The following is a 26,328-nucleotide window of genomic DNA, read 5'->3' on the forward strand; positions in this document are numbered from 1 at the left end:
GAACCAACTCAGCTTCCACCAGGCCGCCCACTGGATCATCAAGGAGTTAACGGTCCTCCCCTGGGTCTCGCCGGGGCGTGTGCCCGGTGTGATTCAGTCGATGCTGGAGATGGCGCCTGCCTTCGTCTTGCCTGAGCGACGCGAGCGATCTTACCCCCGATCAGTCAGGCGCCGACCCCAGAAGTACCCGACCAAGAGAAATGCCAGTCAGCGTTAACTGACTGGCATTAGGGCCTGAGCCCGGTTGCTGTTGGTCAACGCCAGCCTGGTTTGTCAGGCGAGATAACGCCGATCTACTCGCTGACGATGACCTGCTCGCGCAGTTCCTTGGGCATCGAGAAGGTGATGGTCTCCTCGCGGCCGACGAGTTCCTGCGGTGCCTCGGCGCCCAGCGCCTGCAGCCGCTCGATCACGCCATTGACCAGCACCTCGGGGGCGCTTGCGCCGGCGGTGATACCGATCTGATCGACGCCTTCGAGCCAGTCGGCCTTAATCTGCTCGGCGTCATCGATCAGGTAGGCCGGTGTACCGACCCGCTCTGACAATTCGCGCAGGCGGTTGGAGTTGGAGCTGTTGGGACTGCCCACCACCAGCACCAGCTGACTGCCGGCGGCGAGTTCACGCACGGCGTCCTGACGGTTCTGGGTGGCGTAGCAGATATCGTCCTTGCGCGGGCCTTCTATCTCGGGGAACTTGGCGCGCAACGCATCAATCACCCGGGCGGTGTCATCCATCGACAGCGTGGTCTGGGTGACGAAAGACAGTCGGCTGGGATCTTTCACCTCGAGACGCGCGACATCGTCTTCGTCCTCGACCAGGTAGATGGCGCCGCCATAGCTTGTATCGTAGCGCCCCATGGTGCCTTCCACCTCGGGATGCCCCTGATGGCCGATCAGGATGCATTCCTGGCCGTGGCGCGCGTAGCGCAACACTTCCATGTGTACCTTGGTGACCAACGGGCAGGTGGCGTCAAAGATCCGCAGGCCGCGCTGCTCTGCTTCTTCCTGCACCGCACGGGAGACGCCGTGGGCAGAGAAGATCACGATCACGTCATCGGGCACTTCGTGGAGTTCCTCGACGAAGATCGCACCGCGCTCGCGCAGGGTGTCGACCACGAAGCGGTTATGGACCACCTCGTGGCGGACGTAGATGGGCGCGCCAAAGACATCGAGGGCGCGATTGACGATCTCGATGGCGCGGTCGACGCCGGCACAGAAACCGCGCGGGTTGGCCAACTGGATATGCATGCTTGCCTAGCCTTGATGCCCGCGGGCATCGCTTGCGAAAAGAAGCGACCCGGGCCTCGCCCGGGCTAGCGTTCAGTGGGTGGTCGCGGGGGCGACCTTGATCACTTCGACCTCGAAGGTCAGCGTTCGTCCGGCCAGCGGGTGGTTGAAATCCACCTTGACCTGCTCACCATCGATATCGGCGATCACGCCGGGGAGCTCACCGCCGGCGGCATCTGCAAATGACATCACCGTGCCGACCTCGGGCACTTCGCCCTCGAAGTCATCACGCTTCATCAGCTGCACGTTCTGCGGGTTGTGCTGGCCGAAGGCATGCTCCGGGGTGATCTCGTAGCTGCCGGCGTCGCCGTCGCTGAGGCCGGTCAACGGCGCCTCGAAGCCCGGCGGCAGGTTACCGTCGCCGACCTGAAAGGTCGCCGGCGCCTTGTCGCGGGTGGAGTCCACCTCTGTGCCGTCCTCGAGCTTGAGCGTGAAGTGCAGGGTCACTTCCATGCCCTCGTCGATGCGATAGTCGCTCATTTGCTTGGCTCCGTCAGGAACTGGCTCGCCCACGGCGGGCGTCGCACAGGGATTCGATGATCAGGCCGATGGCCCCCAGGGTAATGGCGACATCGGCCAGGTTGAAGGCCGGAAAGTAGGCCTGGCCCCAGTGGAACGACAGGAAGTCGATCACGTAGCCATGCACCAGCCGGTCGTAGAGATTGCCCAAGGCTCCGCCGATGATCAGCGAAAGCGATACGGCCAACAGCGTCTCTCCCGCGCGCAGCCGACGCATCCAGATCGTGAGGCCAACACTGGCCCCTATGGCGATAGCCGCGAACAACCACCGCTGCCAACCGGCATGCCCAGCAAGGAAACTGAAGGCGGCACCGGTATTATGCAAGAGCGTCAGGTTGAAGACTGGCAGCACCTCAACCGGCCGGGCGTAGGCAAGCCACGCCGTGGCCAGCATCTTGCTGCCGAGATCGGCGACGATCACCACAAGCGACAGCCACAGCCAGCGCAGCGGCCGCCTCATTGGCGGCGCGCTGTGCTGATCGGCTGTCGTCGCGGCTGATGGCTTATCCTCAGGCGCAGATGGCTTCTCATCAGGCATAGTGGCGCGTCTCGCCGGGGCCTTCCGGCAGGTTGGTGATACAACGACCGCACAGGTCCGAGTGCTCGGAGTGACTGCCCACATCCGGGCGGTGGTGCCAGCAGCGCTCGCACTTGGTGTGCTCGCTTTCTGCCACGCTGACCTTGAGGCCCTCGAGCTCGGTGGCTTCGCCAGCCGAGCCTTCGGCGAGCGGCGCCAGGTGCACGTCGCTGGTCAGGAGCACGAAGCGCAGCTCGTCGCCAAGCTTGGCAAGCGTCGCCTCAAGGGCCTCATCGACGTAGAGGGTCACCTCGGCAGCCAGGCCATTCTTGATCTGCTTGGCGTTACGGGCGTCTTCCAGGCACTTGTTGACCGCCTGTTTGACCTCCAGCACCCTTGACCAGAACTCGCGGCCAAGCGAGGCATCCTCGGGAAGCGTCGCCAGCCCCTCGAAGTAGGTCTCGAGCAGCACACTGTCGGCACGCTTGCCGGGAATGTTCTCGAAGATCTCCTCGGCAGTGAAGGAGAGGATCGGCGCGACCCAGCGCGACAGCGCCTCGACCACCTGGTAGAGCGCCGTCTGGGCGCTGCGCCGGGCCAGCGAATCACGCTGGGTGGTGTACTGGCGATCCTTGATCACGTCCAGGTAGAAGCCGCCGAGCTCCAGCGAGCAGAAGGAGTGCACCTGCTGGTAGACATCGAGGAAGCGATACTCCTCATAGGCGGTCTCGATACGCGCCTGAAGCTGGGCGGCGCGGTCGACGACCCACTGATCCAGCGCCAGCATGTCCTCAAAGGCCACGGCGTCACGCTCGGGCTCGAAGCCGTTCAGGTTGGCGAGCAGGAAGCGCGAGGTGTTGCGGATCCGGCGGTAGACGTCGGCGGTGCGCTTGAGGATCTCGTCGGAGACCGCCATCTCGCCAGAATAGTCGGTGGAGGCCACCCACAGGCGCAGGATATCGGCGCCCAGCTTGTCCATGACCTCCTGGGGCGCGACCACATTGCCCATCGACTTGGACATCTTGCGGCCCTGGGCATCGACGGTGAAGCCATGCGTCAGCAGGCCACGGTACGGCGGGTGGCCGTCGATGGCGCAGCCGGTCAGCAGCGAGGAGTGGAACCAGCCGCGGTGCTGATCCGAGCCCTCGAGGTACAGATCCGCCCGCGGGCCTTCGCTGTGCCCCAGCTGGTGGGAGTCACGCAGCACGTGCCAGTGGGTGGTGCCGGAATCGAACCAGACGTCCAGGGTGTCGGAGACCTTCTCGTAATCGGCCGCCTCGTCGCCGAGCAGCTCGGCGGGGTCGAGGTTGAACCAGGCATCGATGCCCTTCGCCTCGACAAGCTGGGCGACGTCTTCCATCAGTTCTACGGTGCGCGGGTGCAGCTCACCGCTCTGCTTGTGCAGGAAGAACGGGATCGGCACGCCCCAGTTGCGCTGGCGGGAGATGCACCAGTCCGGGCGGTTGGCGATCATCGAGTGCAGGCGCGCCTTGCCCCAGGCCGGCACGAACGTTGTCTGCTCGATACCGTCGAGCGCCGCCTCGCGCAGGGTGCGGCCGTCGCGGGCGGTGACGTCCATGCCGACGAACCACTGCGCCGTGGCGCGGTAGATGATCGGCGTCTTGTGGCGCCAGCAGTGCATGTAGCTGTGGCTGATCCGCTTGTGCGCCATCAGCGCGCCGGCTTCATCCAGGGCCGCGACGATCTTGGGGTTGGCCTTCCAGATCATCATGCCGCCGAACAGCGGCAGGTCGTCGACATAGACGCCATCGCCCTGCACCGGACTGATGAAGTCGTCGAATTCCAGGCCATAGGCACGGCAGGTGTTGAAGTCATCCACGCCGTGGGTCGGCGAGGAGTGCACGATGCCGGTGCTGCCCTCGTCACAGGTGACGTAGTCGGCCAGGTGGACCGTCGAGGCACGCGCGTAGAGCGGATGACGGAACTCGACCAGGTCGAGGGCCTCGCCGCGGGTAGTGGCGACCACCTCGCCCTCGAGGCCGAAGCGCGCGAGGCAGCTCTCGACCAGGTCCTCGGCCAGCAACAGCAGGCGCTCGCCGACGTCGACCAGGGCGTAGTTGAACTCCGGGTGGACGTTGAGTGCCTGGTTGGCAGGAATGGTCCAGGGCGTGGTGGTCCAGATCACCACCGCGGCGGGCTTGGCAAGCTCGTCGAGGCCGAAGGCCGCGGCCAGCTTGGCGTCATCGCCGCTGGGGAAGGCCACATCGATGGCCTCGGACTTCTTGTCGGCGTACTCCACCTCGGCCTCGGCCAGCGCCGAGCCACAATCGAAGCACCAGTTGACCGGCTTCAGGCCCTTGAAGACGTAGCCGCCCTTGACCATCTCGGCCAGGGCGCGGATCTCGCCGGCCTCGTTGACGAAGTCCATGGTCCGGTAGGGCTTGTCCCAGTCGCCGATCACGCCCAGGCGCACGAAGTCCTCAAGCTGGCCCTGGATCTGCTCGCCGGCGTACTCGCGGCACAGCTCACGGGCCCGCTGCGGTTCCAGGCGCTTGCCGTGGGTGGTCTCGACCTTGTGCTCGATGGGCAGGCCATGACAGTCCCAGCCGGGCACATAGGGGGCATCGAAACCCGCCAGGCTCTTCGACTTGACGATGATGTCCTTGAGGATCTTGTTGACGGCGTGGCCGATGTGAATGCTGCCGTTGGCGTACGGAGGGCCATCGTGAAGCACGAAGCTCTCGCGGCCGCGGCGCGCCTCGCGCAGGCGCTGGTAGAGATCCATTTCCTGCCAGCGAGCCACCCGGGCGGGCTCTCGCTTGGGCAGCATCCCGCGCATCGGGAAGTCGGTCTCGGGCAGATTCAGTGTGTGCTTGTAATCGCTCATAGCCTTGGGGTCAGCCGTCATCTTGGTCGGTAGGGGCCGGGCCCACCGAGGAGTCAGAAGTCGCGGCTTCGCGCGCCAGCGGCGCCGATGCCAGAGGAAGTGCAGTAGAAAGTGCCGTAGCAGGTGCGCTTGAAGATGCCGTGTCATCCGCGGGACCGGCGGCGTCCTGCCGCGCCCCGCCTTGCTGGGTGCTCGCGCCGTCATTGGCGAGGTGGCCGGCAAAGAAACGCCGCGCCTGAGCCTGGTCGATCCTGATCTGCTCCTTCAGGGGCTCAAGCCCGTTGAACTTGATCTCACCACGCAGCCGGGCGCAAGGATAGACCCGCAGCCGCTGGCCATAGAGATCCTCGTTCACATCGAACAGATGCACTTCAAGCACCGGTCGAGTGCTCCCCACCGTGGGGCGCCAGCCGATATTGGCCACCCCGGGCAGGCAGCGGCCATCCGACAGCTCCGTGACGACCGCATAGACACCGCGCAGCGCCAATGGCTGTGGCAGCAGCGGCACGTTGGCGGTGGGAACACCGATGGTGCGACCCAGTTGCTGGTCGACGATCACGCGACCGGCTAGCCGATAAGGCCGCCCCAGCATGCGGGCCGCCTGCGCGAAGTTGCCGCTCTCCAGCAGGGTGCGTATGTGGGTGCTGGAAACACGCTCACCATCGAGCAGGAAGGTGCGGGTATTCTCGACACCGAAGCCGCACTCTTCCCCCACCTTGGCCAATAACGTGAAGTCACCATCGCGCTCGCGGCCAAAGCGGAAGTCATCCCCCACCACCAGGTGGCGCACCCCCAGGCCAGCAACGAGTGTGCGGTCGATGAACTGCCGCGCCGTCAGACTGCGCAGCGCATCATTGAACGGCAGGCACAGCACCTGGTCGACACCGTAATCAGCGAGCAACCGGGCCTTGTCGCGCAGCCGGGTAAGCCGCGGCGGGGCCTGTTCGCCGGCGAAAAACTCGCGCGGCTGCGGCTCGAACACAACCACCGTGACCGGCAGCCCCAGCTCGGCGGCGCGCTCGCGTAACTGATCGAGAATCGTCTGATGGCCGCGGTGAACCCCATCGAAATTGCCGATGGTGGCCACGCAGCCCTGGGATGCCTGCGGCAGGTTATGTAGTCCTCGAATCACTCGCATGCGTATCTCGCGCGCCAAGTAAAAGGTTCGATTATAACGGCCAGGCCGTCTGCCGCCTATCCATCGCGGCGGACACCCGGTCGCCAACCGGTCGACTGCTCGTCATGCAAATACGGCCGCCTTACCATCCTTCGTTCAAGCGCTAGCCATTCAAACGCTAGCCGTTCAAACGAAAGTGTCGAAGCCGGACACCTAGCGCCGCCAGCCAGGCGAAATAGGCAAGCGCCCCGCCGACAACCAGTGCGCCAAGGGTAGCAACACGTGGCCATAGCCCCCAGCCCAGCCAGACCTGCCAATTGGGCGCCAGTAGATAAAGGCCAAGCCCCATCACCGCACAGCCACCGCCCAGCTGCAGCGCATAGCGCCCCCAGCCGGGCTGGAACACCAGCACGCCCTCGCGGCGCAGCCCCCGGGCCAGTAGCCCGGCATTGAGGAAGGCCGAAAGTGCCGTGGCAAGCGCCAAACCGGCATGCGCCAGTGGCCAGATCAGCAGCAGATTGAAGGCCATGTTGGCGACCATGGCGATGATGCCGATCTTGACCGGTGTCTTGGTGTCCTGTCGCGCGAAGAAGCCCGGCGCCAGCACCTTGATCAGCATGAAGGCCACCAGGCCCAGGGCATAGGCCCGCAGGCTCATGGCCGCCATGGCGATGTCATGGTCGGTCATGGCGCCATAGTGAAACAGCGTTATCAGTAGCGGTTCGGCGAGCACGCCAAGGGCCAGCGCCGCCGGCATGCCCAGGAGCAACACAGCGCGCAGCGCCCAGTCGAGCATCTTGGCAAAGTGTTCCCTGGACTGCTCGGCGTGGCGTTTGGAAAGCGCCGGCAAAATCACCGTCCCGATGGCGATACCGAAGACACCAAGCGGCAACTCGACCAAACGGTCGGAGTAATAGAGCCAGGACACACTACCGGCCGCCAGCAAGGAGGCCAGCACGGTATCCAGCAGCAGGTTGATCTGGGAAACCGACACCCCGAACAATGCCGGGGCCATCAGGCGCAGCACCCGCCGCACCCCCTCATGGGCGAAAGAGGGCCAAGGCTTGGGCATGAGCCCCAGCCGCACCAGGAACGGCACCTGAAAGATAAGCTGGGCGACACCGGCAATCAACACACCCCAGGCCAGCGCCATGGCCGGGGCTTCCATCAGTGGCGTCAGCAGCAGCGCCGCGCCGATCAACGACAGATTCAGCAGTACCGGTGTAAAGGCCGGCACCGCGAAGCGGTTCCAGGTGTTGAGCACACTGCCGGAAAAGGCCGTCAGCGAGATCAGCAGCAGATACGGAAAGGTCAACTGCAGCATGTCGGCGGTCAGCGCCAGCTTGGCCGGGTCGCGACCAAACCCCGGCGCAAACACCCATACCAGCCAAGGCGCGGCGAGCATCGCAAGTGCCGTGATCAGCGCCAGCACCACCGTCAGGCTGCCGGCCACCGCATCGAGCAGCTCGCGCACCTCCTCGCGCGTACGTCGGGTAGCGTACTCGGACAACACCGGCACGAAGGCCTGATTGAAGGCACCCTCGGCGAACAGCCGGCGCAGGAAGTTGGGAATCTTGAAGGCGACGAAGAAGGCATCGGCGCCACTGCCAGCACCCAACAGGGCGGCGATGACCACATCGCGCGCTAGCCCCAGCACTCTCGACAGCATGGTCATGACACTGACCACCAGCCCCGAGCGCAACAGGCCGGCGCGAGCGACGGCCTTGCCAGCCGTCGAGGATCTCGAGGAATCTTGCTGAGACACGCGTGATCGCCTTTCTGTGTTCGAGCATCTACCCGGTGAACGCCATGTTCGCCTGGGCTGCCTACTGGCTTCGATGCTTGGCGGTAAGAAGCTGGGCCATGAAACGGCCATTCACAAAAGCGTCAGCCATAAAAAAACCGGCCGAAGCCGGTTTTTCCCTGAGGGCAAGATGCCTTACGCGCATTGCGCGCCGGCCATGCCCCTAGGTCAGCGTCCGGCTTACGCAGCCAGCGCCTTAATTCGCTTGTTCAGGCGGCTCTTGATGCGAGCGGCCTTTTTCTTGGACAGCGCGTCCTTGTCAGCAATGCGGTCGATGACCGGCTGAGCGGACTTGAACTCTGCCATTGCCTGGCTGTGATCGCCGCTTTGGATCGCCTTGATGACGCGCTTGACGTAGGTACGCACCATGGAACGCTGACTGGCCTTGTGTACGCGACGCGCTTCTGACTGAAGAGCGCGCTTACGAGCTTGCTTAGAGTTTGCCACCGTTATCTCCTTGGAGAATCATTACCGGATTTGCCGGCAACGCTATGTAAATGTTTGACCCTGCTGGGAAAATCACAAGATCCCCAGCCGGTTTGGCCGTAAAAGTCAACGGGCCGTGTCTGAGAGGATGGCATAGTCTAGCATGCCATCCTCGGCCTTGCTACAACCCCCGCCGCCTCTGGGCCTAGCCCCCTAGCGAGTACCTATGGGGCGAGCCCCTGGCCGGGCGCCTCTAGCCGAGCGCCTCTAGCCGGTCGCCTCTAGCCGAGCGCCTCAAATCACCACCAGATTATCGCGGTGGATCAACTCAGGCGCTTCCATATAGCCGAGCAGCCCTTCGATCTGGTTGCTTGGCTTGCCGAGAATACGCACGGCATCCTCGGCGCCATAGTTGATCAAGCCCTTGGCGATGCGCACGCCATGCTCATCGACGCACTCCACCATGTCGCCGCGCACGAAATCACCGGTCAGCGCCTTGACGCCAACCGGCAACAAGCTCGAGCCGCGTTCACGGAGTACCGTGACGGCCCCCGCATCCAGGGTCAGTCGGCCACGCACCTGCAGCTGCCCCGCCAGCCAGCGCTTGCGGGCAGCGATCGGCGCCTGCTCCGGACGCAGCAGGGTGCCCAATCGCTCGCCGTCGATCAGGCGCGTCAGCACGTCTGGCTGACGGCCACTGGCAATGGCCGTCACCGCACCGGAGCGGGCCGCCAGACGCGCCGCCCGCACCTTGGTGGTCATGCCGCCCCGACCGAGCACACCACCGCCACCGGCCATCGCCGCCAGGCGCGCATCATCGGCACGAGCCTCGGGAATCAGGCTTGCCTGCGGGTTATGGCGTGGATCGGCATCGAAGAGCCCTTCCTGATCGGTAAGGATGATCAGCGCATCGGCCTCCAGCAGGTTAGCGACCAGCGCCCCCAGGGTATCGTTATCGCCAAAGCGGATCTCGTCGGTGACCACGGTGTCGTTTTCATTGACCACCGGCACCACCCTCAACTGCACCAGAGTGCGCAGTGCCGAACGGGCATTCAGGTAGCGCTTGCGGTTGGACAGGTCATCATGGGTGAGCAGGATCTGCGCCGTCAGCACGTCATGGCGAGCGAAGTGGCTCTCGTAGCATTCGGTCAACACGTTCTGGCCCACCGCCGCGGCGGCCTGCAGGGCATGCACGGCACTGGGCCGCGATTGCCAGCCCAGACGCACCATGCCAGCGGCCACGGCGCCTGACGATACCAGCACCACTTCAATGCCGCGGCGATGCAACTCGGCGACCTGATCGACCCAGCCGCCAATCGCCGGCTCATCGAGGCCGCGACCGTCGTTGGTCAAGAGGGCACTGCCGATCTTCACGACCACCCGCCGCGCACCTGCCAGGGCTTCACGCCCCGGCGCCTGCTCACTGCCCGTCATCTCCTGCACTCCCGGTAAACCATCGCCAGATCCGTCATCGCCCAACCTGACATCGACACATCAGGGCGCGTATTCGACCTCGACATCGTAATCATCGTCGTCGAAATCATCATCATCGTCGTCGCCGAAGGTCTTGCGCTTGCGGCCCAGTCGCGCCTCGGTGCGCGCGACTGACTCGCGCTCCATGCGCTCGCGCATCTCGCGCTCGTGTTCGGCAACGGCCTCGTCTTCATTCTCGAGGCGACGCTGTTCGGTCAGCCAGCGATACACCGCTTGCACCAGCGGGTCACAGCCATCGCTTGAGATGGCCGAGACACGGAACACCGGCCCCTGCCAGCCAAGACGCTCGACGATGGCATTGGCCACGGTCTCGCGCTCGTCTTCGGGCAGCAGGTCGAACTTGTTGAGCACCAGCCAGCGCGGCCGTTCGGAGAGCGCCTGGGAGAAGGTCTCGAGCTCATGCACGATCGCCTCGGCGGACTCGACCGGGTCGGTCTCGTCGAACGGTGCCACATCGACCACATGCAAAAGCAGCCGAGTGCGCGTCAAATGCTTGAGGAAGCGCAGCCCCAGACCCGCCCCGTCGGAGGCGCCCTCGATCAGCCCCGGCACATCGGCCATCACGAAATGCTGATGCTGGCCGAGCTTCACGACCCCGAGATTCGGCACCAGGGTCGTGAACGGGTAGTTGGCGACCTTGGGTTTGGCCGCCGACACCGCGCGGATCAGCGTCGACTTGCCGGCGTTGGGCATGCCCAGCAGACCTACATCCGCCATCACCTTCATTTCCAGGCGCAGATTGCGACGCTCGCCATCGGTGCCCGGCGTGGTGCGGCGCGGCGCCCGGTTGGTCGACGACTTGAAATGGATGTTACCCAGCCCGCGTCGACCACCCTGAGCCACCAGCACTACCTGACCGATCTCGGTGACGTCGGCGATCACCTCGAGGGTATCCTCGTCGATCACCGTCGTGCCTACCGGCACCTTGACGTGCAGGTCCTCGCCGGCGCGGCCACTCATCTGCCGCCCCTGTCCGGGCCGACCGTTCTCGGACTTGTAGAAGCGCTGGTACTTGAAGTCGATCAGGGTATTGAGGGAATCGTCACCGATCAGGTAGACACAACCACCATGACCGCCATCGCCGCCATCCGGGCCACCCTTGGGCACGTACTTCTCGCGCCGGAAGCTCAGGCAGCCGTTGCCGCCGTTGCCGGCTTCAACGATGATCGAGGCTTCGTCGAGGAACTGCATCTGTCACTCTCCTGACGGGATATTACCGTCATGATACGAAAAGGCCCCGCCGGGGCGGGGCCTTTTTTACTGCAGGTTCGCGGCGTCTCAGGCAGAGACGACAGTCACGAACTTGCGGTTCTTCGGGCCCTTGGTCTCGAACTTGACCACACCTTCGTCCAGAGCGAAGAGGGTGTGATCCTTGCCGATACCTACGCCGGTGCCGGCGTGGAACTTGGTGCCACGCTGACGCACGATGATGTTACCCGGTTCAGCAGCCTGGCCGCCGAACAGTTTCACACCAAGACGCTTGGATTCGGAATCGCGACCGTTGCGGGTAGAGCCCGCCGCCTTCTTATGTGCCATTACGAAAACCTCCTGTTAAGGGGGACCGCTGCGCTTAGGCAGAGATACCGGTGATCTTGACTTCAGTGAACCACTGACGGTGGCCCTGACGCTTCATGGAGTGCTTACGGCGACGGAACTTGATAATCGACACCTTATCGCCACGGCCATGAGAAACGACTTCTGCCGCCACTTTGGCACCCTCGACCAGCGGAGCGCCAACCTTGACGTCATCGCCATCGGCGACCATCAGCACTTCGTCAAACTGCAGGCTTTCGCCGGTGGCCACTTCCAGCTTCTCGAGCTTCAGGGTCTGGCCTTCCTGAACGCGGTACTGCTTGCCACCGCTCTTGATAACTGCGTACATAGCGTATGTCTCCAAACACTCATCGGGTTGAGCTCTTCATCGGCCTGCGGCGAGTGGCGCCCCTTTTGGCAACCATCTGACAGGGAGCATGATGAGTCGGGGGGCGGGATTATAATCGCCCGGCACGCGCCAAGCAAGTCAAGCCCCCTATCTCGCGCCGCGCCTCGCTTGACGCCCTTACAGGCGCCCCATAGCATAAGCGCCATCATTCAAGCCGGCAGTGCCCACGAAGGCCGACTCCCACCTATATACAAGCAGCTAGCCCATGCAGCCTACAGCGTCGCCTATTCATGCGGCGGTGGCCGAGGACTTCGCCGCCGTCAACCGCACCATCCTGGCCCAGCTGACCTCCCGGGTCCCGCTCGTCGAAGCCATCGGCAACTACATCATCGAAAGTGGCGGCAAGCGGTTGCGCCCGCTGCTGGTGCTGCTGGCCGCTCGCGCGCTCGACTACGACGGCGACCGCCATATCACCCTGGCGACGCTGATCGAGTTCATGCATACCTCGACGCTGCTGCATGACGATGTGGTCGATGAATCTCATCTGCGCCGCGGCAAGAAAACTGCCAACGATGCCTGGGGCAATGCCCCCTCGGTGCTGGTCGGCGACTTCCTCTATTCCCGCTCGTTCCAGATGATGGTCGACGTCGGCTCGATGCGGGTCATGGAAGTACTCTCAGCGGCCACCTGCACCATCGCCGAGGGCGAAGTGCTGCAGCTGACCAATATCGGCAACCCCGATATCGACGAAGCCGCCTACTTCGAGACCATCCAGGGCAAGACCGCCATGCTCTTCGAGGCCGCCAGCCACAGTGGCGCGATTCTCGCCGGCGCAACCGCCGAGCAGGAAGCCGCGCTGCAGCGCTTCGGCCGCTACCTGGGCCTTGCCTTTCAGCTGGTCGATGACCTGCTCGACTACCAGGGCGACGCCAAGGCAATGGGCAAGAATGTCGGTGACGACCTGGCCGAGGGCAAGCCCACCCTGCCGCTGATACAGGCCATGGCCAAGGGCTCTCCCGAGCAGACCAAGCTGATTCGCCGGGCCATCCGCAAGGGCGGCCTTGATCATCTCGATGAGGTACTGGCCATCGTGCACGACACCGGCGCACTCGAGTACACCCGTGAGCGTGCCGTTGCCATGGCAGACAAGGCCCTAGCCGAACTGGACGCCCTGTCGCCCAGCGTTTACCGAGACACCATGGCCGAACTGACTCACCTGGCGGTCGACAGGCAGACCTGAGCCTAAACGGACGATAGCTGGAAAAAAGCCAATCACAGGGAGGGCTTGCATCCCACCAATGGATCCGTATAATGCGTCTCCGTTGGGTCGCAAGCCCAGCGCATCGGAGTATAGCTCAGCTTGGTAGAGCGCTGCCTTCGGGAGGCAGAGGTCGTAGGTTCGAATCCTGCTACTCCGACCAAAGAATTCAGTAAAAACGGCCACTTAGCTCCTCGGAGCGTTGGCCGTTTTTCGTTTGGCTCACCTCTAGGTGACATATAGGTGACAGGCGACGGAACCGAACATACTGGCTCTCGCTTGCCGAAACCATTCCTCCAGGGCCACTACCCAATATGGCGAGACGCCCTGTGCATGCCCGAAAAACTGAGCTAGCCATCACGCGGCGATGCCGCCCGGGGTGCAGTTGCCTGCGGCTGAAGAACCCCTCCCTACTAGCATCGGGTGCGCGCTAACTAAGATATCCAGATCCATCAGCCCATCCTCACTCAGTTTGAGGGAGGTCGATCCAGCACCACCCCGAAAGATGCATCGTCTCACCATTGCCGAATGCGTCCATAAACCGCCCTCCACATGACCATACCGCCTCGGGAGATCGCACTACTTGGCTCCGGAGCACAAAATCCAAAATAATCCTGCTCAGCACCTAGCTGCCATCGAGGAGCGGATGTCCCATTGCCTGAAAAAGTAATGGAACGATATCAACGATCATTTGCCAACTTACGCTGGAGATTTCGTAGCATTCTGCCATACGTCACTTATGCAGTTGCGGCATACAGCACCATCAGCGAATCAGGCTTTAAGGAAAATAACCTAGCAGGAAAATATATGGGAAGTTGCCGAAATCTTCGAAAAATGACTAATTCAAGAGACTCTGCATTTAGCTCGAAATCCTCTCAAGCGCACACTTGACTCAGCTCTATCACCCGACCTGGTGTTGTAAACTTTATGACCACATGGGCAGGATTTATTAATAAAACTCTCCTTAAAAAAATCTCGATCAAACTCCCTGACGTAAGTTATTCGACTGCTCGGCAACACCACATCAAAGCTGTAATTCTGATGCGCCTCCCCATTCCTCTGAGCATCAATGTGATGAGTATAGTCTGTGGTTATATGTAACTGGAGATGATCATCACAAAGGTGTCCAGTAAAATAAGGGAGAACTCTTACGTAGCTTTCCGTCTTAGCTGATGCAGGATCGGGCATGGCTGCGACATTGCCAATCACAACTTTTTGACTTTCCATGACAAACATGCATAAACCACTCTGCACCTGGAGCATACTATTTAGAAAAAGCTCCTCAATATGATCATCTTTGATCATTTGTCTAGCAGAGTAAACCGTATATAAGTAGCTATACCAGTGTAGCTTCTGCACAACCAAATAAGCCGTCTGATAAAGACATCCTTGCAATTTATTTTGAGACACCTTAGCAACCCTGGACTTAACAGGGGAGTCGCTCATCATAAATTCATTGTATGCAAGCAAGGCTTTATTGAAGACAAAAATAGAGATAGCTACAACAAAGGTTATGGCTGCCGAAGTTAAACTCACAAGGCTTTCTGCGCTTTCTTTTTTATCTTGGACCAACGCTGGGTCATTGCTTTGCACCAAGGCAGGATCGTAAACCCACCAAAAGCAAAAAAGATAAACTGGCATAAATATTATTAGGCCAGCAATCGCGCTATTAAGCGTGAGTTGCTGGCCATTTGACTTTATAGCAGACCTTTTAAGAGAAGGAGTGGACTTACATGTTATATAGCCGGACACCAATATAACCAGAACCGGCAGGAATTTAATTCCTGTCATTTGACTCTCATACGGTCTTTCCTAAAAGACTTCTTCAGCACTTTTATGTTATCACCAACTTTTTCTGATTTTATCAGTTTTTCAGAATCTACTGAAGCAGCTCCATAGCCAGAAACCTTCATACTGCGAAGGTGGCCGCTTTTCTTAGCGTCCATAAACGCTTGAAAACTGGTTGTCATAGCTACAACCTCCACAGGTTGTTAACAGCTTATTCACTAACGACGAATCATCATTCTAGCAAAACAACTGCACCTGCGAACCCCAGAAGACAAAGATCAGTGGTTTTCTTGACTTCGTAAGAAAGAGGTAAGCATCAACCTTGTCCACACCTCTACTTCGCCAAGCACAACATTTTGTGCCTTACAGAAGGAAATAGCACTATATATTCACTTTCAGTTACTCCCCCTCAAGCTCAGTCTAGCCCTCTGGCTCAGTAGGTGGGCAAGCTCCAAGACAGTGGCCATACCTATTCATGACGCGCCCCACTGGGCAGGCCGGAGCAGGAGCTGCTGGCCTGTCGGACACACTCGGCGGCTGCGGTGGCCATGGTGCTGCCCTTGGCTCATCAACCGGCCGGCCTCGACGCTCACTATCAGCCGGGTGGACTTAGCGAACCGCCTGGGATTCCTGCTCATCGTTCGTCCTCCTCTCCGTTGTCGTATGACAGGTCGATAGCGGGCGGCGCTAGGTCAAGCTCCGGCAGGCTGTCCAAGTCGATGGCCGGCAGCGTCTCCAGTTCAATGCCCTTTTCTAGCCGGGAAGAATCATCATTGCTGCCCTCCCGTAGCCGCAGGTACGCGTCCTGGGCGGCCTTCGACGGGCGGGCCTTGGAGTAAATGGTGTAGTACCTCTCAGAATTACATTAGCGGCTCGCCGACCGGCATTAGCCTTGCAGTGCAGCGACGGCTCGGCCTCGACTGCTGCCATCCAGGTGACCACATAGCGCTCGGCCACCGAGGCCATGGCCGGCTGAGTCATCAGCATCATGTACTTGGCCAGGTAGGACATGTCACACGCCTCAAGTGGGCATCGTGACGCTATCCACTCCAGGGCCTCACTGAAGCTGCCCAGCGCCTCGTTCTGAGACATCACTTTGCTCAGCAACGCAGTGGCCTGTTTGCGCCCTGCGTGGGCACTCTCCGCATGTTCAAAGCAGTCGTCGATGGCCGCCACTAGGTCGGCACGCGACGTGCGGCTCATCGGGCGCATCAGGTCTTCCAGCGCCTTGGTTGGCAGCGCTTCCTCAAGAGGGGATGCAATCGAGAACGGTGCTCGTAGGGGTTAAGAATCCCGATCCGCCCTCGCCTCGTCCCTGCCATATCGCCATCTCACAAGACGCTTGCGAATGACCTCGGCGCATCCGCCTGCTAGCAGACCCCAGAACGGATCGATGACAGCGGTAAAACCTGCCGTTACGGCAATCACTGGCCAGCACGATGGTCTGCAGTCAATGAGACGCCTGGTGAACGCCAGCTGTCCCGCCGTTACAAACAGAAGAGCCCCCAGCCCCGCCCCTGGTATGGCCGCGAGAACGGTAAGGCCAAACCCACCCGGTAACAGCGCGAATGCGATCAACGCCACGCCGATCAGGAGGGGAGCGCCGCCGCTTCGAGCGCCAAAGCGATAATGTGCCGCCAGGCCACCCGCACCATGACACATCGGCAACGCCCCCAAGGGGGTCAGGAACAGATTCGCAAGACCGCTACTGATCGAGAGCCTTACCGGCGTTACATGGGCAGCCCGGTCGCCGAAATAATCACCCGCGAGCAGGGCGGTGAGCAGAATGGCGTTGGTGAAGGTTAGCGAGAGTTGTGGCAGCACGAAAACCGACATTGCGCGTTCAATCTCGGCAAGCGAAGGCCAGGCGGGTAAGGCAACCAGCCCCGTTGGAAGTGTTCCGAAATCCAGTCCTGGCACGTCAAGTGCCTGGGCCAGTAGGGTCGCCGCTACCAACGCGACCAGGGTGGCGGGATAGCGCGGTGATACCAGCAGGCCAGAAAGCAACGCCAGCGTCACCATGGCAATCAAGGGCGCCGATGCCATCAGATCCAGGCTCATGTGAGCAAGGGCCAGCCCGAGCCCAAGCTGGAGGCCGGCAAGTACCGACTGCGGTACGAGGCGCGCTATTCGGTTGATCCCGCCCGTCCAGCCGAGAATCAGAAGGGTCACGCCGATAATGACGCCGCTAGCCGCAAGTCCACCGGGAGAGATCCCTGCGGTAAGCAGAGCGGCCGCTACCGCCTTCATCGGCTGCACCGGCACCGGGAGGCGGTAATAGACCGCTGAAGCGATATAAAAGACGGCAAACCCCAGCAAGACCGGGGCCGGAGCCAACCCGACCAGGGCGATCGTACCCAGCATCATCGGCAAGAGCGTGCCAATGTCGCCTAGCGCCCCGTTCACCTCACGCAGGGTGAAAACAAACCTCTCGCCCCTCATTCCAATGCTCACCACATGTTCTTACCTGCAAGAAAGTCAGAACATCCGGATCTGCAGCGTTCGGACCGGCTGACCACGCTTAAGGTGTGCGTACCCTACCCGTTGACACCGAATGCTCACTTCAATATGTAATAATATAGGCTTTACGGAAACGAGGATGATGTCGAAACCGACATGGTCGCCGTCGGCGTTAACTACGCCTACGCCAACAACACGACCTCCTCCCCAAACCAGGCACCGATGATCCATAACAACGACCTGCAGACCCGTCAGCTCTGTAACGAGGCGGGCAGTATCAAGCTCTCGCCTGATAACAGTTGGGCGACCTTTCTGATGCTCATGCCTTGAGCCACACTTACCTGGAGCGTCGCGCGTTCTGCGACGCAAGGTTCAGAATAAGATATGGAAACGACACCTTCCCGACATGGTCGGGTGTTGCACTCAGAATTTGAGGCCAAGGTCTGAAAAGCTCGCTTGCAGCGCAACGATCCGTGCACATCAGACCTTTACCTTGAGCACTCGTCGTCACCTAGGCGTTGAAATCGCCCGCTTTGCCGCAAACAGGACTCCTCTGGTCGTTGTTGCACCCGTTCTCAAGGGCACTATGCTGGACTCTGACAAAACAGATGATTACAACCACAAGGGATTTATCGATGCCGACTTACCTATCACGCCCTAATGCCTTGTCGTCGTCGCTGCGCACCGCGACGCTATCCCTGCTGACGCTCGGCCTCGCCGCAGCATCGCTGCCGGCCTACTCAGCCGGCATGGACTTTTCCAACGAATACAACGCCAACTCGATCCATGCCCAGGGCGATGCCTGGTTCATAGACCGGGTTGAAACGCTGACCGATGGCGACGTCGACATCACCCTGCACACTGGCGCCGCTCTGGGATTCCGTTCCGGGGATCACTTCTATGCCGTAGCCGACAACGCCGTGCAGATTGCTGACACCCTCTCCGGCAGCCTCGGCGGCATCGATCCCATCTTCCTGCTCTCGTCACTGCCCTTCTTGGCCGACGACGCCGAATCGGCCCACCGCCTCTATGAGATCGCCCGTCCTGAGTACGCCAAGGTATTCGAGGCCAATGACCAGATCCTGCTCTACGCCTCCCCCTGGCCGGCCAGCGGTATCTGGTCTGAGGAACCCGTTACCAGCATGGAGGCACTGGAAGGCCTCAAGATCCGCAGCTATGACCGCAATGGCACCGCCACGCTGATGAATGCCGGCGCCTCTCCGGTGAAGCTCTCCTGGGCCGACGTGGTGCCCCAGCTCGCCACCGGCGGTATCGAGGCGGTCCTCACCTCTGCCGAGGCTGGTGCCAACGGTAACTTCTGGGAGCACCTGAGCGACTTCAATGCCATCCAGTACGCGATGCCACTCAACATGGTGCACATGAACCGCGATGCCTTTGAGGCACTCAGCGAGGAAGAGCAGCAGGCCGTTCTGCAGGCCGCTGAAGAAACCGACGCCCATAACTGGGAAGTCGTGAAAGAGCGCGTCGCACAGAACTACGTCCAGCTCGAAGAGAACGGTGTCACGATCCACGACCCGGTGCCGGCCGAATTCCAGCAACACCTCGAGGAGGCCGCGCAACCGGTGATCAACGACTGGGTCGAGAGCACAGGCGAGCGCGCCACTCGCATTCTCGAGGAGTTCCACCAAGAGAGTGACCAATGAGCTCACAGCATCGTCGTGACGGCGCTGCTTTCCCCAGCGTCGCCACCCTTCTGGTCGATCTTCTCGGCCGGCTGACCAGCGCCCTTGCGGCGCTGGGTGCTGGTCTGGCCATGCTGCTCGTGATCTACATGCTTGGCCATATCCTGCTCGAAATCGGGCTACGCCTGTTCGGCCGCTCCACCTTCATCCTCGATGAATACATCGGCTACGCCGTGGCGGCGATGACCTTCCTCGGCATTCCCTACGCCCTGGAGAAAGGGGGATTGATCCGTGTGGAGCTGGTCTTAAACCGACTGCCCCAGGCATGGCGCTGGCCGTTGGAACTGTTCGCCAGCATCTCGGCGCTACTGGCCTTCGGCTGGATAGCCCGCTACTGGACCATCGCCGTAGAACGCAGCTTCCAGCGCGGCATCACCAGCGAAACCCTGGCCGAGACACCGCTGTGGATCCCGCAGGGCACGGTGCTGATCGGCCTCTACCTGCTGTGTCTGGTACTGATCACGCGGACACTTCGCATCCTGGTGCGGCGCAAAACCTTCGACAGCGGAGAAGACTGAATGGAAACCCTATTAGTCGGGGCCGGTGTCATCGGCCTGCTGCTCGCCGTGCTCGCGTTGGGCAGCTGGGTATTCGCCGGTCTGGTGATCGCGGCCATGCTATCGCTTTGGGGGCTTGGCGACTTCGATCCCCAGCGCATCGGCCTGATCCTCTCCAAGATCATGTTCCGCGCCGCCAACAGCTGGGAGCTCTCGGCGATACCGCTGTTCATCCTGATGGGCGAGCTGATCTTCCGCTCCAACATCTCCGAACGGCTTTTCCGCGGCCTGACCCCACTCACTCGACACATGCCCGGTGGCATCCTGCACACCAACGTTCTGGGCTGTACGCTGTTTGCCGCCGTCAGTGGCTCCAGCGCCGCCACCACCGCCACCATCGGCAAGATCACCACCCGCGAGCTGGAAGAACGGCATTACGACCGCAACCTGTCGATCGGCTCGCTGGCCGGTGCCGGTAGCCTGGGGCTTCTGATCCCGCCATCGATCGTGATGATCGTCTATGGCGTGCAGGCCGAAGTCTCGATCAGCAAGTTATTCATGGCCGGCGTGCTGCCAGGCCTGCTAATCGCCGCCCTGTATGTCGGTTATGTGACGCTGCGCTGCATGGCGAATCCGAGCCTGGCACCCAAGGCCGCCGATACCGGCAGCAGTATCTTCCAGGCGCTGCGCGACCTCGCCCCGGTACTGGGGCTGATCGTAATCGTCCTCGGCTCCATCTATACCGGCATCGCCACGCCTTCCGAGGCGGCCGCCGTGGGTTGCGCGGCCACTCTGGCACTGCTGCTGTGGGAGCGTCAGCTCACGTTTACGCTGTTCATCGACGCCTTGCGCGGAGCGCTGATCAGCGCGGTAATGGTGTGCAGCCTGCTGGTGGCCGCGGCACTGCTGTCTACCGCCATGGGCTACCTGCACCTGCCTCGCGAACTGGCGGGCTGGATTGCCGAGCAGTCCTTCTCGCCGATCGCCCTGCTGCTGGCCCTGGCCGTGTTCTACATACTGCTGGGACTATTCCTGGATGGCATCTCGATCACCGTGATGAGCCTGCCCATCACCCTGCCGATTATCATCCAGGCTGGCTACGACCCGCTGTGGTTCGGTGTCTTCCTGGTGATCATGGTGGAGCTTGGGCAAATCACCCCGCCGGTGGGCTTCAACCTCTTCGTGCTGCAGAGCCTGACCGGCGAGAGCATCGGTCGTGTGGCCCTTGCCGCCGCGCCCTTCTTCGTCCTGATGTGTGTGGCGGCATTGATCATTAGCGTATGGCCGAGCATTGCGCTATGGCTACCCACGGTGCTGTCTGGCTAACAACCGACCCGCCCGCCCTCGCCGGCAAACCGGCACATGATCGTCGCCCCCTTTTGGGGGCGATGGCTTTCTTGGCCGGCGACAATGGCTCAGGTCCTGAATCGCATGGGACTTGGGCCGTTGTCATCTCACGCAACACCCTCCTCAAGCGGCGAGCTCCCGCCGGAAAAAATCAGGGCAGTTCAATAAATGCCCAAACTCCATGCTGATCGCCAAGAAGAAGCGCGACGCGCTAGATGAGCTGGCTCGTCAAAAATACCAGGAGAGCCCCGCGCTCACCTCATGCGCCTTATCGTCTCCTTCCAGGCCTGCACGCAGATCCAGCCTATTGGCCAAGGCCACCCAATGCTGCATTAGCCATCGTGTGCGGCGGCTCTCGTTCCCTTTCAATCCATCGACATGAGTCACTTGCACGACGCTGCGTGCATGCAGGTTGGTCACCTGAAAGGGTGGGCGACGAAGTCAATCCTTGTGTAAGCGATTGACTTATAATAGGTTTTCAGCCCCTTTATAATGCTTAGTGCATTTCTGGGATCGACTCTCTTATTTAGTCCTAACTACTAAATAATGAAAGTAATTCAACAACACATTGGGGCAGCAAAATGCGAACTAAAATCGTCACAATCGCAGCAGCAAGCCTTTTCTCGATGCCTGCACTGGCTGATCAGAAGATAGGCGATTCATATCTCGGACTTCAATATGCCCAAACTAGCTATGAGGACGACAATGGAGTAGAAGCCGAGCCTTCAGCAGCAGTTGGCCGCTTGGGGCATTTCGTCACCGACAATTTCGCCATTGAGGGGCGTGCGGGCTTTGGCATCTCAGAAGATGAAGCCAGCTACTACGGCAGCAATACAAATGTGAATGTTGAAATCGATTCCCTCTTAGGTGTTTACGGTGTCGGGCATCTACCGATCTCTGAAACCGTTTCCGCCTATGCATTAGCAGGTTTCACATCAGGCGAAGCAACTGCGTCTAATGCGGCCGGGTCTGTGAGTGGTGATGACTCAGGATTTTCATATGGCATCGGTGGTGAGCTCAGTTTCACACCAAGGGTATCTGCAACGCTTGAATACATGTCCTACCTCGACAAGTCGGACTACCAGATTAGCGCCATCAGCGCTGGCCTGAACTTCAGTATCTGACTCCCTTGCCCCAGCGAGGCTGATAGCTTTGCTGGGGTAATATTCACACCCTCTCCATCTCGACCTTAGTTTCTCCGGTTCTGTGCTATATCGGGCATGTCTCCGCCCGAGACACCTGGCGGATATGTTGGAGTTCGTCACTACACCAACAACGTCACAACTGCACTAGGTCTTATATTGCAAATGACAGACATGTACCTTGAGCCATTGCAGGGGGTGAGCCACGCCGAGATATAGGGTTACTGAAAACGAATTCAAAGCCGGGGCCGTGGTAGAAGCCATGCACCCCAACACCCGTGAAGACGACTAGGCCTTCTTCCGAGCGCCATCTTCTAACTCGCTGAACACCCCCACAAGAAGGTGGCTGCAACTGAACTTTCGGTGTAACCCGACCATCCTTGAAAGCAGATGTGCTGACGGCGAGAGCGCCCTTTTTTCCGGCCCAAGTCAGGTGCATATTGTCAGCTGTACATCCGGCAACATAAGGAGGCCATCCGTGACTGCCGAGACCCAACCCCAACAGCTGCCCACCACCATGGCCGCCATGCTGCTGACAGGCCATGGCGACATCGACAAGCTCGTCTACCATGAGGACGTGCCGGTACCCCGGCCGGGGCATGGCGAGGTGCTGGTGCGCGTTACCGCAACGGCCAAGAACAACACCGACCGCAAGGCGCGCGAGGGGCTCTACCCGACCAAGAACAAGGGCGAGGTGACCTCATTTGCCATGGGCGGCTCGCCAACCCTGACCTTTCCGCGCATCCAGGGTGCCGATGTGGTCGGCCATGTGGTGGCGGTCGGCGACGGGGTGGCCAGTGTGCGGATCGGCGAGCGCGGCCTTCTGGACTTCAACCTCTACCCCGATACGCGGCCTGACCTGAACCTGGTACCGGACTACTACGGCCACGGCGCCGACGGCGGCTTCGCCGAGTACATCGCCGTGCCCTCGGATCAGTTCCATGCGGTCAGTAACCCGGGGCTTCACGACGCCGAGCTTGCCTCCATGGGCATGTGCTCCTACCAGACCGCCTACCACATGATGACCTCGGCCAAGGTCTCGGCCGGCGAGCGGGTGCTGGTCACCGGCGCCAGCGGTGGTGTGGGCACGGCGCTGATCCAGCTGTGTCGCGTTGTCGGCGCTATCCCCTACGCACTGAGCCAGCCGGACAAGGCCGATGCTCTGCTCGCGCTGGGTGCCGAGGCGGTGCTGGATCGCGGCGACATGGCAGAATTCACCGAACAGGTGAAGGCCGTGACCGGCGGCGCGCCCATCGATGCAGTGATGGACCTGGTCGGCGGCGAGATGACCGATCGTTTCATCGACGCCATGATCTTCGACATGCGTCGTCGCAGCACCTACCCGCGTCTCTCCATCGCCGGGGCCAGCGGCGGCAACGTAAGCGAGATCATGTGGACGCGCATCTATCTCTATCAGGTGCAGATCTTCGGCGTGTCCCACGGCACCCGCGAGGAAGCCGAGCAGCTGATCGAGTGGATCCGCGGCGGCCAGTTGAAGCCGGTATTGCACGCGGCTTTCAGACTCTCCGCGCTGCATGACGCCGAGCGTTACTTCGTCAATCGTGGCAGCAATTACCTGGGAAAGATCGTGATCGTGCCCGATGCCCAGTGGCCGGAGCACGGCGCCCCTTTTGCCCTGGAAGACGCCCCGCAGGAGAACGCATCATGAGCCAACCGCTGAGTTTCCAGCTGATCGATACCCATGCCGGGGGCGACGTCAGTCGCATCGTCATCGGTGGCATCGCACCGCTGCCCGGCGCCAGCGTACGCGAGAAGATGCATTATCTACGCGATGATGCCGACGGTCTGCGCCGGCTGCTGCTCGAGGAACCCTACGGGATTCCGGAAATGTCGGTGGATTTGATCGTGCCGGCCACCGACCCAATGGCCGCGGCGGGCTATATCATCATGGAAGTGATGGGCTACCCCATCTATTCCGGTTCCAATACTCTCTGCACCGCCACGGCGGTGCTGGAAAGCGGCATCGTGCCCAAGCAGGAGGGGCGCCAGCATTTCGCCCTCGAGTCGCCGGCCGGGCTGGTGCAGATCGAGGCGCGGGTCGAGAACGGCGTGGTCGAGGCCATCACCTGCGAGGGGCTACCCAGCTATATCGATACCTACCGGGCCCGCATTCAGGTGCCCGGCATCGGCGAGGTGACCTACTCGATCGCCTACTCGGGGGGCTTCTATGCGCTGGTGGATGCCGGCGCGCTCGGCTTCTCGCTGGTCCGCGAGGAGGAGCGGGCACTGGCTGACTGTGCCCACAAGATCGTCGAGGCCATTAAAGCCGAGCGAGGCTTCTCCCACTACAGCCTTGGGGACGTGGGCCCCCTGCCCTTCCTGCACTTCATGGGTCCGGTCGAGCAGATTGCGGAAGGCTTCTATCGCTCGCGCTCGACCACCTACGTACACCCGGGCGTGATCTGTCGCAGCACCACCGGTACCGGCACCTCGGCGCGCCTGGCACTGATGCACCACGAGGGGCGCATTCAGCCCGGTGACAAGCTAGAAACCGTCTCACTGCGCGAGACAGGCTTCATCGGTGAGTTCACCGGCACGCACCTGGAAGGTGATCAAGCGGTGGTCGAGAACACCATCACCGGCAAGAGCTATGTGCTCGCCCGCTCGGAAATCGTCGTCAACTGTGACGACCCGATGGTGGAGTGCCAGGGGCTGCGCCATATTTTGACGCAGGGCTAGCAAGCAACAGGAAAAAAGAGAAAAGAGGGAAGAAAGGACGCAGCCGGCTCCTATGACGCCGGCTGGATACGCAGCCCATGGCGCTGCATCTTGCGCACGACGCTTGGCTGGCTGATACCCAGCCGCTCGGCGATGGCATAGCTGCTGGCAAGCTCACTACATAGCGCGGCCAGTATCTCGCGCTCGGTGCGCGCCAGAGCGTCCTTGAGCCCTTTACCCTCAGCCAATTGCCGCCCGGCATCCCCCTCGACAGTAGCCTTAAGCGCCCGGGGCTCACGCTTAGGCAGCTCACTGAGGCCCGACAGTGCATCCGCTTCGGGCGTCGCGATCACGCCTCCAGGCGCTGACAGCCAGGCGCGCTCCAGCCAGTTTTCCAGTTCACGCACATTGCCCGGCCAGTCACGTCCCATCAGCTCCTGCCACACGCCACTATCCAGAATCTTGTCACCGCCGTAGCGATGATTGAGCTGCTTGAGCTGTCGCTCGACCAACCCCGGAATATCCTCACGGCGCTCCCGAAGCGGTGGCAGAGTCACGGGGATCACGTTCAGCCGGTAGTAGAGGTCGAGCCGGAAGCGGCCCTCCTCCACCGCCTCGGCCAGGTTCTGGTTGGTGGCCACCACCAGCCGGAAGTCGACCCGACGTGGCGTGGTGTCGCCCAGCCGCATCAGGCTGCCGTCTTGAATGACCTTGAGCAGCTTGGTCTGCATGGCAAGCGGTAACTCGCCGATCTCATCGAGAAACAGGGTGCCACCGGCCGCCTGCTCCAGCAGACCGGCCTTGCCCTTGGGGTTGCTGCCGCTGAAGGCCCCCGGCTGATAGCCGAACATCTCCGACTCGAACAGGCTCTCGGGAATGGCGCCGCAGTTGACGTCGATGAAGGGCCCCTCTCCCCGGGCGCTCCAGCGATGCAGCTGGCGAGCAAAAGCCGTCTTGCCCACGCCGGACTCCCCCAGCATCAGCACATTGGCATCGCTTGGCGCCACGCGCTTGAGCAGCAGGGCGATCTCCTGCATCACCCCGCTGCGCACTTCCAGCACACCTTTGAGACTCGAAAGCCCCGGGTCCAGCTCGCCAGTGGCGGCTCCCTCGCCGAGGCTACGCTTGAGGTGGTCACTGAAGCGCTGCTGCAGCAAGGCGTACTCCTCCTGCAGCAGCTGCAGGTCGGTCAAATCCATCGAGCGGCTGACCACACAGGCCAGTTGCCCTTGGCTGAAGACCGGATGTGCCTGGGCGATGACACGCCGGCCGGCGCCGGTATGCTGCAATAGCTGCGCCGGCTTGCCGGTGCGCAGCACCTCGAGGCTCACCGACGGCTTGAGCACGCCCTGCTCAACCAGCGTGCGGACATTGCTGCCGATAAGCGATTCGCAGGACATACCATAGACGGCAGCAGCGCCAGGGCTTACGTCGCGCACCCGACCGCTGGCATCGACCAGAAAAAAATGATCATGAGCGGTGTCGATGATGGTCCTGAGAATAGCGCTGTCCAGCTCGCTCATAAGATGCCCGCCCGATACATTTTTGAATCAATGATACG

24 protein-coding genes, 1 tRNA gene and 1 pseudogene are annotated in these 26,328 nt (G+C 61.3%); 10 read left to right on the forward strand and 16 right to left on the reverse strand.

Going from position 1 to position 26,328, the window contains the following annotated elements; genetic code table 11:
- Nucleotides 1-217: pseudogene (locus HF027_RS15495) on the forward strand (IS4 family transposase); the annotation flags it as partial.
- Between the two features lie 76 nt (nt 218-293).
- Here the strand turns inward: HF027_RS15495 and ispH are convergent.
- From ispH to rplU, 11 genes are all read right to left on the reverse strand, one after another.
- Entirely contained in the window at nt 294-1,247 is a 954-nt protein-coding gene (gene ispH / locus HF027_RS10245; protein ID WP_168015413.1) for a 4-hydroxy-3-methylbut-2-enyl diphosphate reductase, read from the reverse strand.
- Nucleotides 1,248-1,319: 72 nt separating this feature from the next.
- On the reverse strand, nt 1,320-1,766 hold the full coding sequence (gene fkpB / locus HF027_RS10250; RefSeq protein WP_136255867.1) for an FKBP-type peptidyl-prolyl cis-trans isomerase: 447 nt from the start codon (nt 1,764-1,766) through the stop codon (nt 1,320-1,322).
- Nucleotides 1,767-1,779: 13 nt separating this feature from the next.
- Nucleotides 1,780-2,265: a signal peptidase II gene (gene lspA, locus HF027_RS10255; protein WP_245184665.1), complete on the reverse strand. Its 486-nt coding sequence runs from the start codon at nt 2,263-2,265 to the stop codon at nt 1,780-1,782.
- Nucleotides 2,266-2,335: 70 nt separating this feature from the next.
- Nucleotides 2,336-5,170, reverse strand: coding sequence for an isoleucine--tRNA ligase (ileS, locus tag HF027_RS10260; RefSeq protein ID WP_209316437.1), 2,835 nt, complete (start codon nt 5,168-5,170; stop codon nt 2,336-2,338).
- A 10-nt stretch (nt 5,171-5,180) separates the two neighbouring features.
- The gene (ribF, locus tag HF027_RS10265) at nt 5,181-6,308 is read right to left on the reverse strand and encodes a bifunctional riboflavin kinase/FAD synthetase (RefSeq protein WP_168015418.1); all 1,128 of its coding nucleotides are present in this window, start codon (nt 6,306-6,308) and stop codon (nt 5,181-5,183) included.
- 157 nt (nt 6,309-6,465) lie between these two features.
- Entirely contained in the window at nt 6,466-8,052 is a 1,587-nt protein-coding gene (gene murJ / locus HF027_RS10270) for a murein biosynthesis integral membrane protein MurJ (protein ID WP_280730179.1), read from the reverse strand.
- 219 nt (nt 8,053-8,271) lie between these two features.
- A complete protein-coding gene (rpsT, locus tag HF027_RS10275) occupies nt 8,272-8,538 on the reverse strand; it encodes a 30S ribosomal protein S20 (protein ID WP_168015422.1) in 267 nt (88 codons plus the stop codon).
- 273 nt (nt 8,539-8,811) lie between these two features.
- On the reverse strand, nt 8,812-9,951 hold the full coding sequence (gene proB / locus HF027_RS10280; RefSeq protein WP_168015424.1) for a glutamate 5-kinase: 1,140 nt from the start codon (nt 9,949-9,951) through the stop codon (nt 8,812-8,814).
- 60 nt (nt 9,952-10,011) lie between these two features.
- Nucleotides 10,012-11,202: an Obg family GTPase CgtA gene (gene cgtA / locus HF027_RS10285; RefSeq protein ID WP_168015426.1), complete on the reverse strand. Its 1,191-nt coding sequence runs from the start codon at nt 11,200-11,202 to the stop codon at nt 10,012-10,014.
- An 87-nt stretch (nt 11,203-11,289) separates the two neighbouring features.
- Entirely contained in the window at nt 11,290-11,547 is a 258-nt protein-coding gene (gene rpmA, locus HF027_RS10290; RefSeq protein ID WP_168015428.1) for a 50S ribosomal protein L27, read from the reverse strand.
- A 34-nt stretch (nt 11,548-11,581) separates the two neighbouring features.
- Complete coding sequence (rplU, locus tag HF027_RS10295; RefSeq protein ID WP_092527040.1) at nt 11,582-11,893, reverse strand: 50S ribosomal protein L21; 312 nt, start codon at nt 11,891-11,893, stop codon at nt 11,582-11,584.
- Nucleotides 11,894-12,158: 265 nt separating this feature from the next.
- On the opposite strand from rplU, the gene ispB reads away from it, so the two are divergent.
- Together ispB and HF027_RS10305 are read left to right on the forward strand one after the other, a co-directional pair.
- Nucleotides 12,159-13,133, forward strand: coding sequence for an octaprenyl diphosphate synthase (gene ispB, locus HF027_RS10300; RefSeq protein WP_168015430.1), 975 nt, complete (start codon nt 12,159-12,161; stop codon nt 13,131-13,133).
- A gap of 104 nt (nt 13,134-13,237) precedes the next feature.
- Nucleotides 13,238-13,314, forward strand: a tRNA-Pro gene (locus HF027_RS10305).
- A gap of 680 nt (nt 13,315-13,994) precedes the next feature.
- Here HF027_RS10305 and HF027_RS10310 read toward each other — a convergent pair.
- From HF027_RS10310 to HF027_RS10325, 4 genes are all read right to left on the reverse strand, one after another.
- Complete coding sequence (locus HF027_RS10310) at nt 13,995-14,942, reverse strand: hypothetical protein (protein WP_168015432.1); 948 nt, start codon at nt 14,940-14,942, stop codon at nt 13,995-13,997.
- On the reverse strand, nt 14,939-15,121 hold the full coding sequence (locus HF027_RS10315; protein ID WP_168015434.1) for a hypothetical protein: 183 nt from the start codon (nt 15,119-15,121) through the stop codon (nt 14,939-14,941). Before HF027_RS10315 ends, HF027_RS10310 begins: the two co-directional genes overlap by 4 nt.
- A 571-nt stretch (nt 15,122-15,692) precedes the next feature.
- A complete protein-coding gene (locus HF027_RS10320) occupies nt 15,693-16,142 on the reverse strand; it encodes a hypothetical protein (RefSeq protein ID WP_209316438.1) in 450 nt (149 codons plus the stop codon).
- A gap of 81 nt (nt 16,143-16,223) precedes the next feature.
- The gene (locus HF027_RS10325; RefSeq protein WP_168015438.1) at nt 16,224-17,381 is read right to left on the reverse strand and encodes a putative sulfate/molybdate transporter; all 1,158 of its coding nucleotides are present in this window, start codon (nt 17,379-17,381) and stop codon (nt 16,224-16,226) included.
- A gap of 174 nt (nt 17,382-17,555) precedes the next feature.
- Here HF027_RS10325 and HF027_RS10330 point away from each other — a divergent pair, with 174 nt between their 5' ends.
- From HF027_RS10330 to HF027_RS10360, 7 genes are all read left to right on the forward strand, one after another.
- Nucleotides 17,556-17,729 (forward strand): hypothetical protein, encoded by a 174-nt coding sequence (locus HF027_RS10330; protein ID WP_168015439.1) that lies wholly within the window; start codon nt 17,556-17,558, stop codon nt 17,727-17,729.
- 305 nt (nt 17,730-18,034) lie between these two features.
- Complete coding sequence (locus tag HF027_RS10335) at nt 18,035-19,063, forward strand: TRAP transporter substrate-binding protein (protein ID WP_168015441.1); 1,029 nt, start codon at nt 18,035-18,037, stop codon at nt 19,061-19,063.
- On the forward strand, nt 19,060-19,620 hold the full coding sequence (locus HF027_RS10340; RefSeq protein ID WP_168015443.1) for a TRAP transporter small permease: 561 nt from the start codon (nt 19,060-19,062) through the stop codon (nt 19,618-19,620). Before HF027_RS10335 ends, HF027_RS10340 begins: the two co-directional genes overlap by 4 nt.
- A complete protein-coding gene (locus HF027_RS10345) occupies nt 19,621-20,925 on the forward strand; it encodes a TRAP transporter large permease (RefSeq protein ID WP_168015445.1) in 1,305 nt (434 codons plus the stop codon). It begins immediately after the preceding gene.
- Nucleotides 20,926-21,527: 602 nt separating this feature from the next.
- On the forward strand, nt 21,528-22,070 hold the full coding sequence (locus tag HF027_RS10350) for a porin family protein (protein WP_168015447.1): 543 nt from the start codon (nt 21,528-21,530) through the stop codon (nt 22,068-22,070).
- Nucleotides 22,071-22,605: 535 nt separating this feature from the next.
- Entirely contained in the window at nt 22,606-23,757 is a 1,152-nt protein-coding gene (locus HF027_RS10355) for an alcohol dehydrogenase catalytic domain-containing protein (RefSeq protein WP_168015554.1), read from the forward strand.
- Nucleotides 23,754-24,788, forward strand: coding sequence for a proline racemase family protein (locus HF027_RS10360; RefSeq protein WP_168015449.1), 1,035 nt, complete (start codon nt 23,754-23,756; stop codon nt 24,786-24,788). Before HF027_RS10355 ends, HF027_RS10360 begins: the two co-directional genes overlap by 4 nt.
- Before the next feature lie 50 nt (nt 24,789-24,838).
- On the opposite strand, the gene HF027_RS10365 is transcribed toward HF027_RS10360, so the two are convergent.
- Nucleotides 24,839-26,290, reverse strand: coding sequence for a sigma-54 interaction domain-containing protein (locus HF027_RS10365; protein ID WP_168015451.1), 1,452 nt, complete (start codon nt 26,288-26,290; stop codon nt 24,839-24,841).
- Between the last annotated feature and the right edge of the window lie 38 nt (nt 26,291-26,328).

It is taken from the genome of Halomonas salinarum (assembly GCF_012062845.1).
In the GTDB taxonomy this organism is placed as follows: Bacteria; Pseudomonadota; Gammaproteobacteria; order Pseudomonadales; family Halomonadaceae; genus Onishia; species Onishia salinarum.

Bases quoted from the DNA above. Each gene is read 5' to 3' on its own strand.
- HF027_RS10365 (WP_168015451.1), bottom strand. From the start codon at position 26,290: ATGAGCGAGCTGGACAGCGCTATTCTCAGGACCATCATCGACACCGCT.
- fkpB (WP_136255867.1), bottom strand. From the start codon at position 1,766: ATGAGCGACTATCGCATCGACGAGGGCATGGAAGTGACCCTGCACTTC.
- HF027_RS10325 (WP_168015438.1), bottom strand. From the start codon at position 17,381: ATGAGGGGCGAGAGGTTTGTTTTCACCCTGCGTGAGGTGAACGGGGCG.
- ileS (WP_209316437.1), bottom strand. From the start codon at position 5,170: ATGAGCGATTACAAGCACACACTGAATCTGCCCGAGACCGACTTCCCG.
- HF027_RS10330 (WP_168015439.1), top strand. From the start codon at position 17,556: ATGGTCGCCGTCGGCGTTAACTACGCCTACGCCAACAACACGACCTCC.
- proB (WP_168015424.1), bottom strand. From the start codon at position 9,951: ATGACGGGCAGTGAGCAGGCGCCGGGGCGTGAAGCCCTGGCAGGTGCG.
- HF027_RS10310 (WP_168015432.1), bottom strand. From the start codon at position 14,942: ATGACAGGAATTAAATTCCTGCCGGTTCTGGTTATATTGGTGTCCGGC.
- HF027_RS10315 (WP_168015434.1), bottom strand. From the start codon at position 15,121: ATGACAACCAGTTTTCAAGCGTTTATGGACGCTAAGAAAAGCGGCCAC.
- HF027_RS10350 (WP_168015447.1), top strand. From the start codon at position 21,528: ATGCGAACTAAAATCGTCACAATCGCAGCAGCAAGCCTTTTCTCGATG.
- ribF (WP_168015418.1), bottom strand. From the start codon at position 6,308: ATGCGAGTGATTCGAGGACTACATAACCTGCCGCAGGCATCCCAGGGC.
- HF027_RS10320 (WP_209316438.1), bottom strand. From the start codon at position 16,142: ATGAGCCGCACGTCGCGTGCCGACCTAGTGGCGGCCATCGACGACTGC.
- cgtA (WP_168015426.1), bottom strand. From the start codon at position 11,202: ATGCAGTTCCTCGACGAAGCCTCGATCATCGTTGAAGCCGGCAACGGC.
- HF027_RS10340 (WP_168015443.1), top strand. From the start codon at position 19,060: ATGAGCTCACAGCATCGTCGTGACGGCGCTGCTTTCCCCAGCGTCGCC.
- lspA (WP_245184665.1), bottom strand. From the start codon at position 2,265: ATGAGGCGGCCGCTGCGCTGGCTGTGGCTGTCGCTTGTGGTGATCGTC.
- HF027_RS10345 (WP_168015445.1), top strand. From the start codon at position 19,621: ATGGAAACCCTATTAGTCGGGGCCGGTGTCATCGGCCTGCTGCTCGCC.
- HF027_RS10360 (WP_168015449.1), top strand. From the start codon at position 23,754: ATGAGCCAACCGCTGAGTTTCCAGCTGATCGATACCCATGCCGGGGGC.
- rplU (WP_092527040.1), bottom strand. From the start codon at position 11,893: ATGTACGCAGTTATCAAGAGCGGTGGCAAGCAGTACCGCGTTCAGGAA.
- ispH (WP_168015413.1), bottom strand. From the start codon at position 1,247: ATGCATATCCAGTTGGCCAACCCGCGCGGTTTCTGTGCCGGCGTCGAC.
- rpmA (WP_168015428.1), bottom strand. From the start codon at position 11,547: ATGGCACATAAGAAGGCGGCGGGCTCTACCCGCAACGGTCGCGATTCC.
- HF027_RS10335 (WP_168015441.1), top strand. From the start codon at position 18,035: ATGCCGACTTACCTATCACGCCCTAATGCCTTGTCGTCGTCGCTGCGC.
- HF027_RS10355 (WP_168015554.1), top strand. From the start codon at position 22,606: ATGGCCGCCATGCTGCTGACAGGCCATGGCGACATCGACAAGCTCGTC.
- ispB (WP_168015430.1), top strand. From the start codon at position 12,159: ATGCAGCCTACAGCGTCGCCTATTCATGCGGCGGTGGCCGAGGACTTC.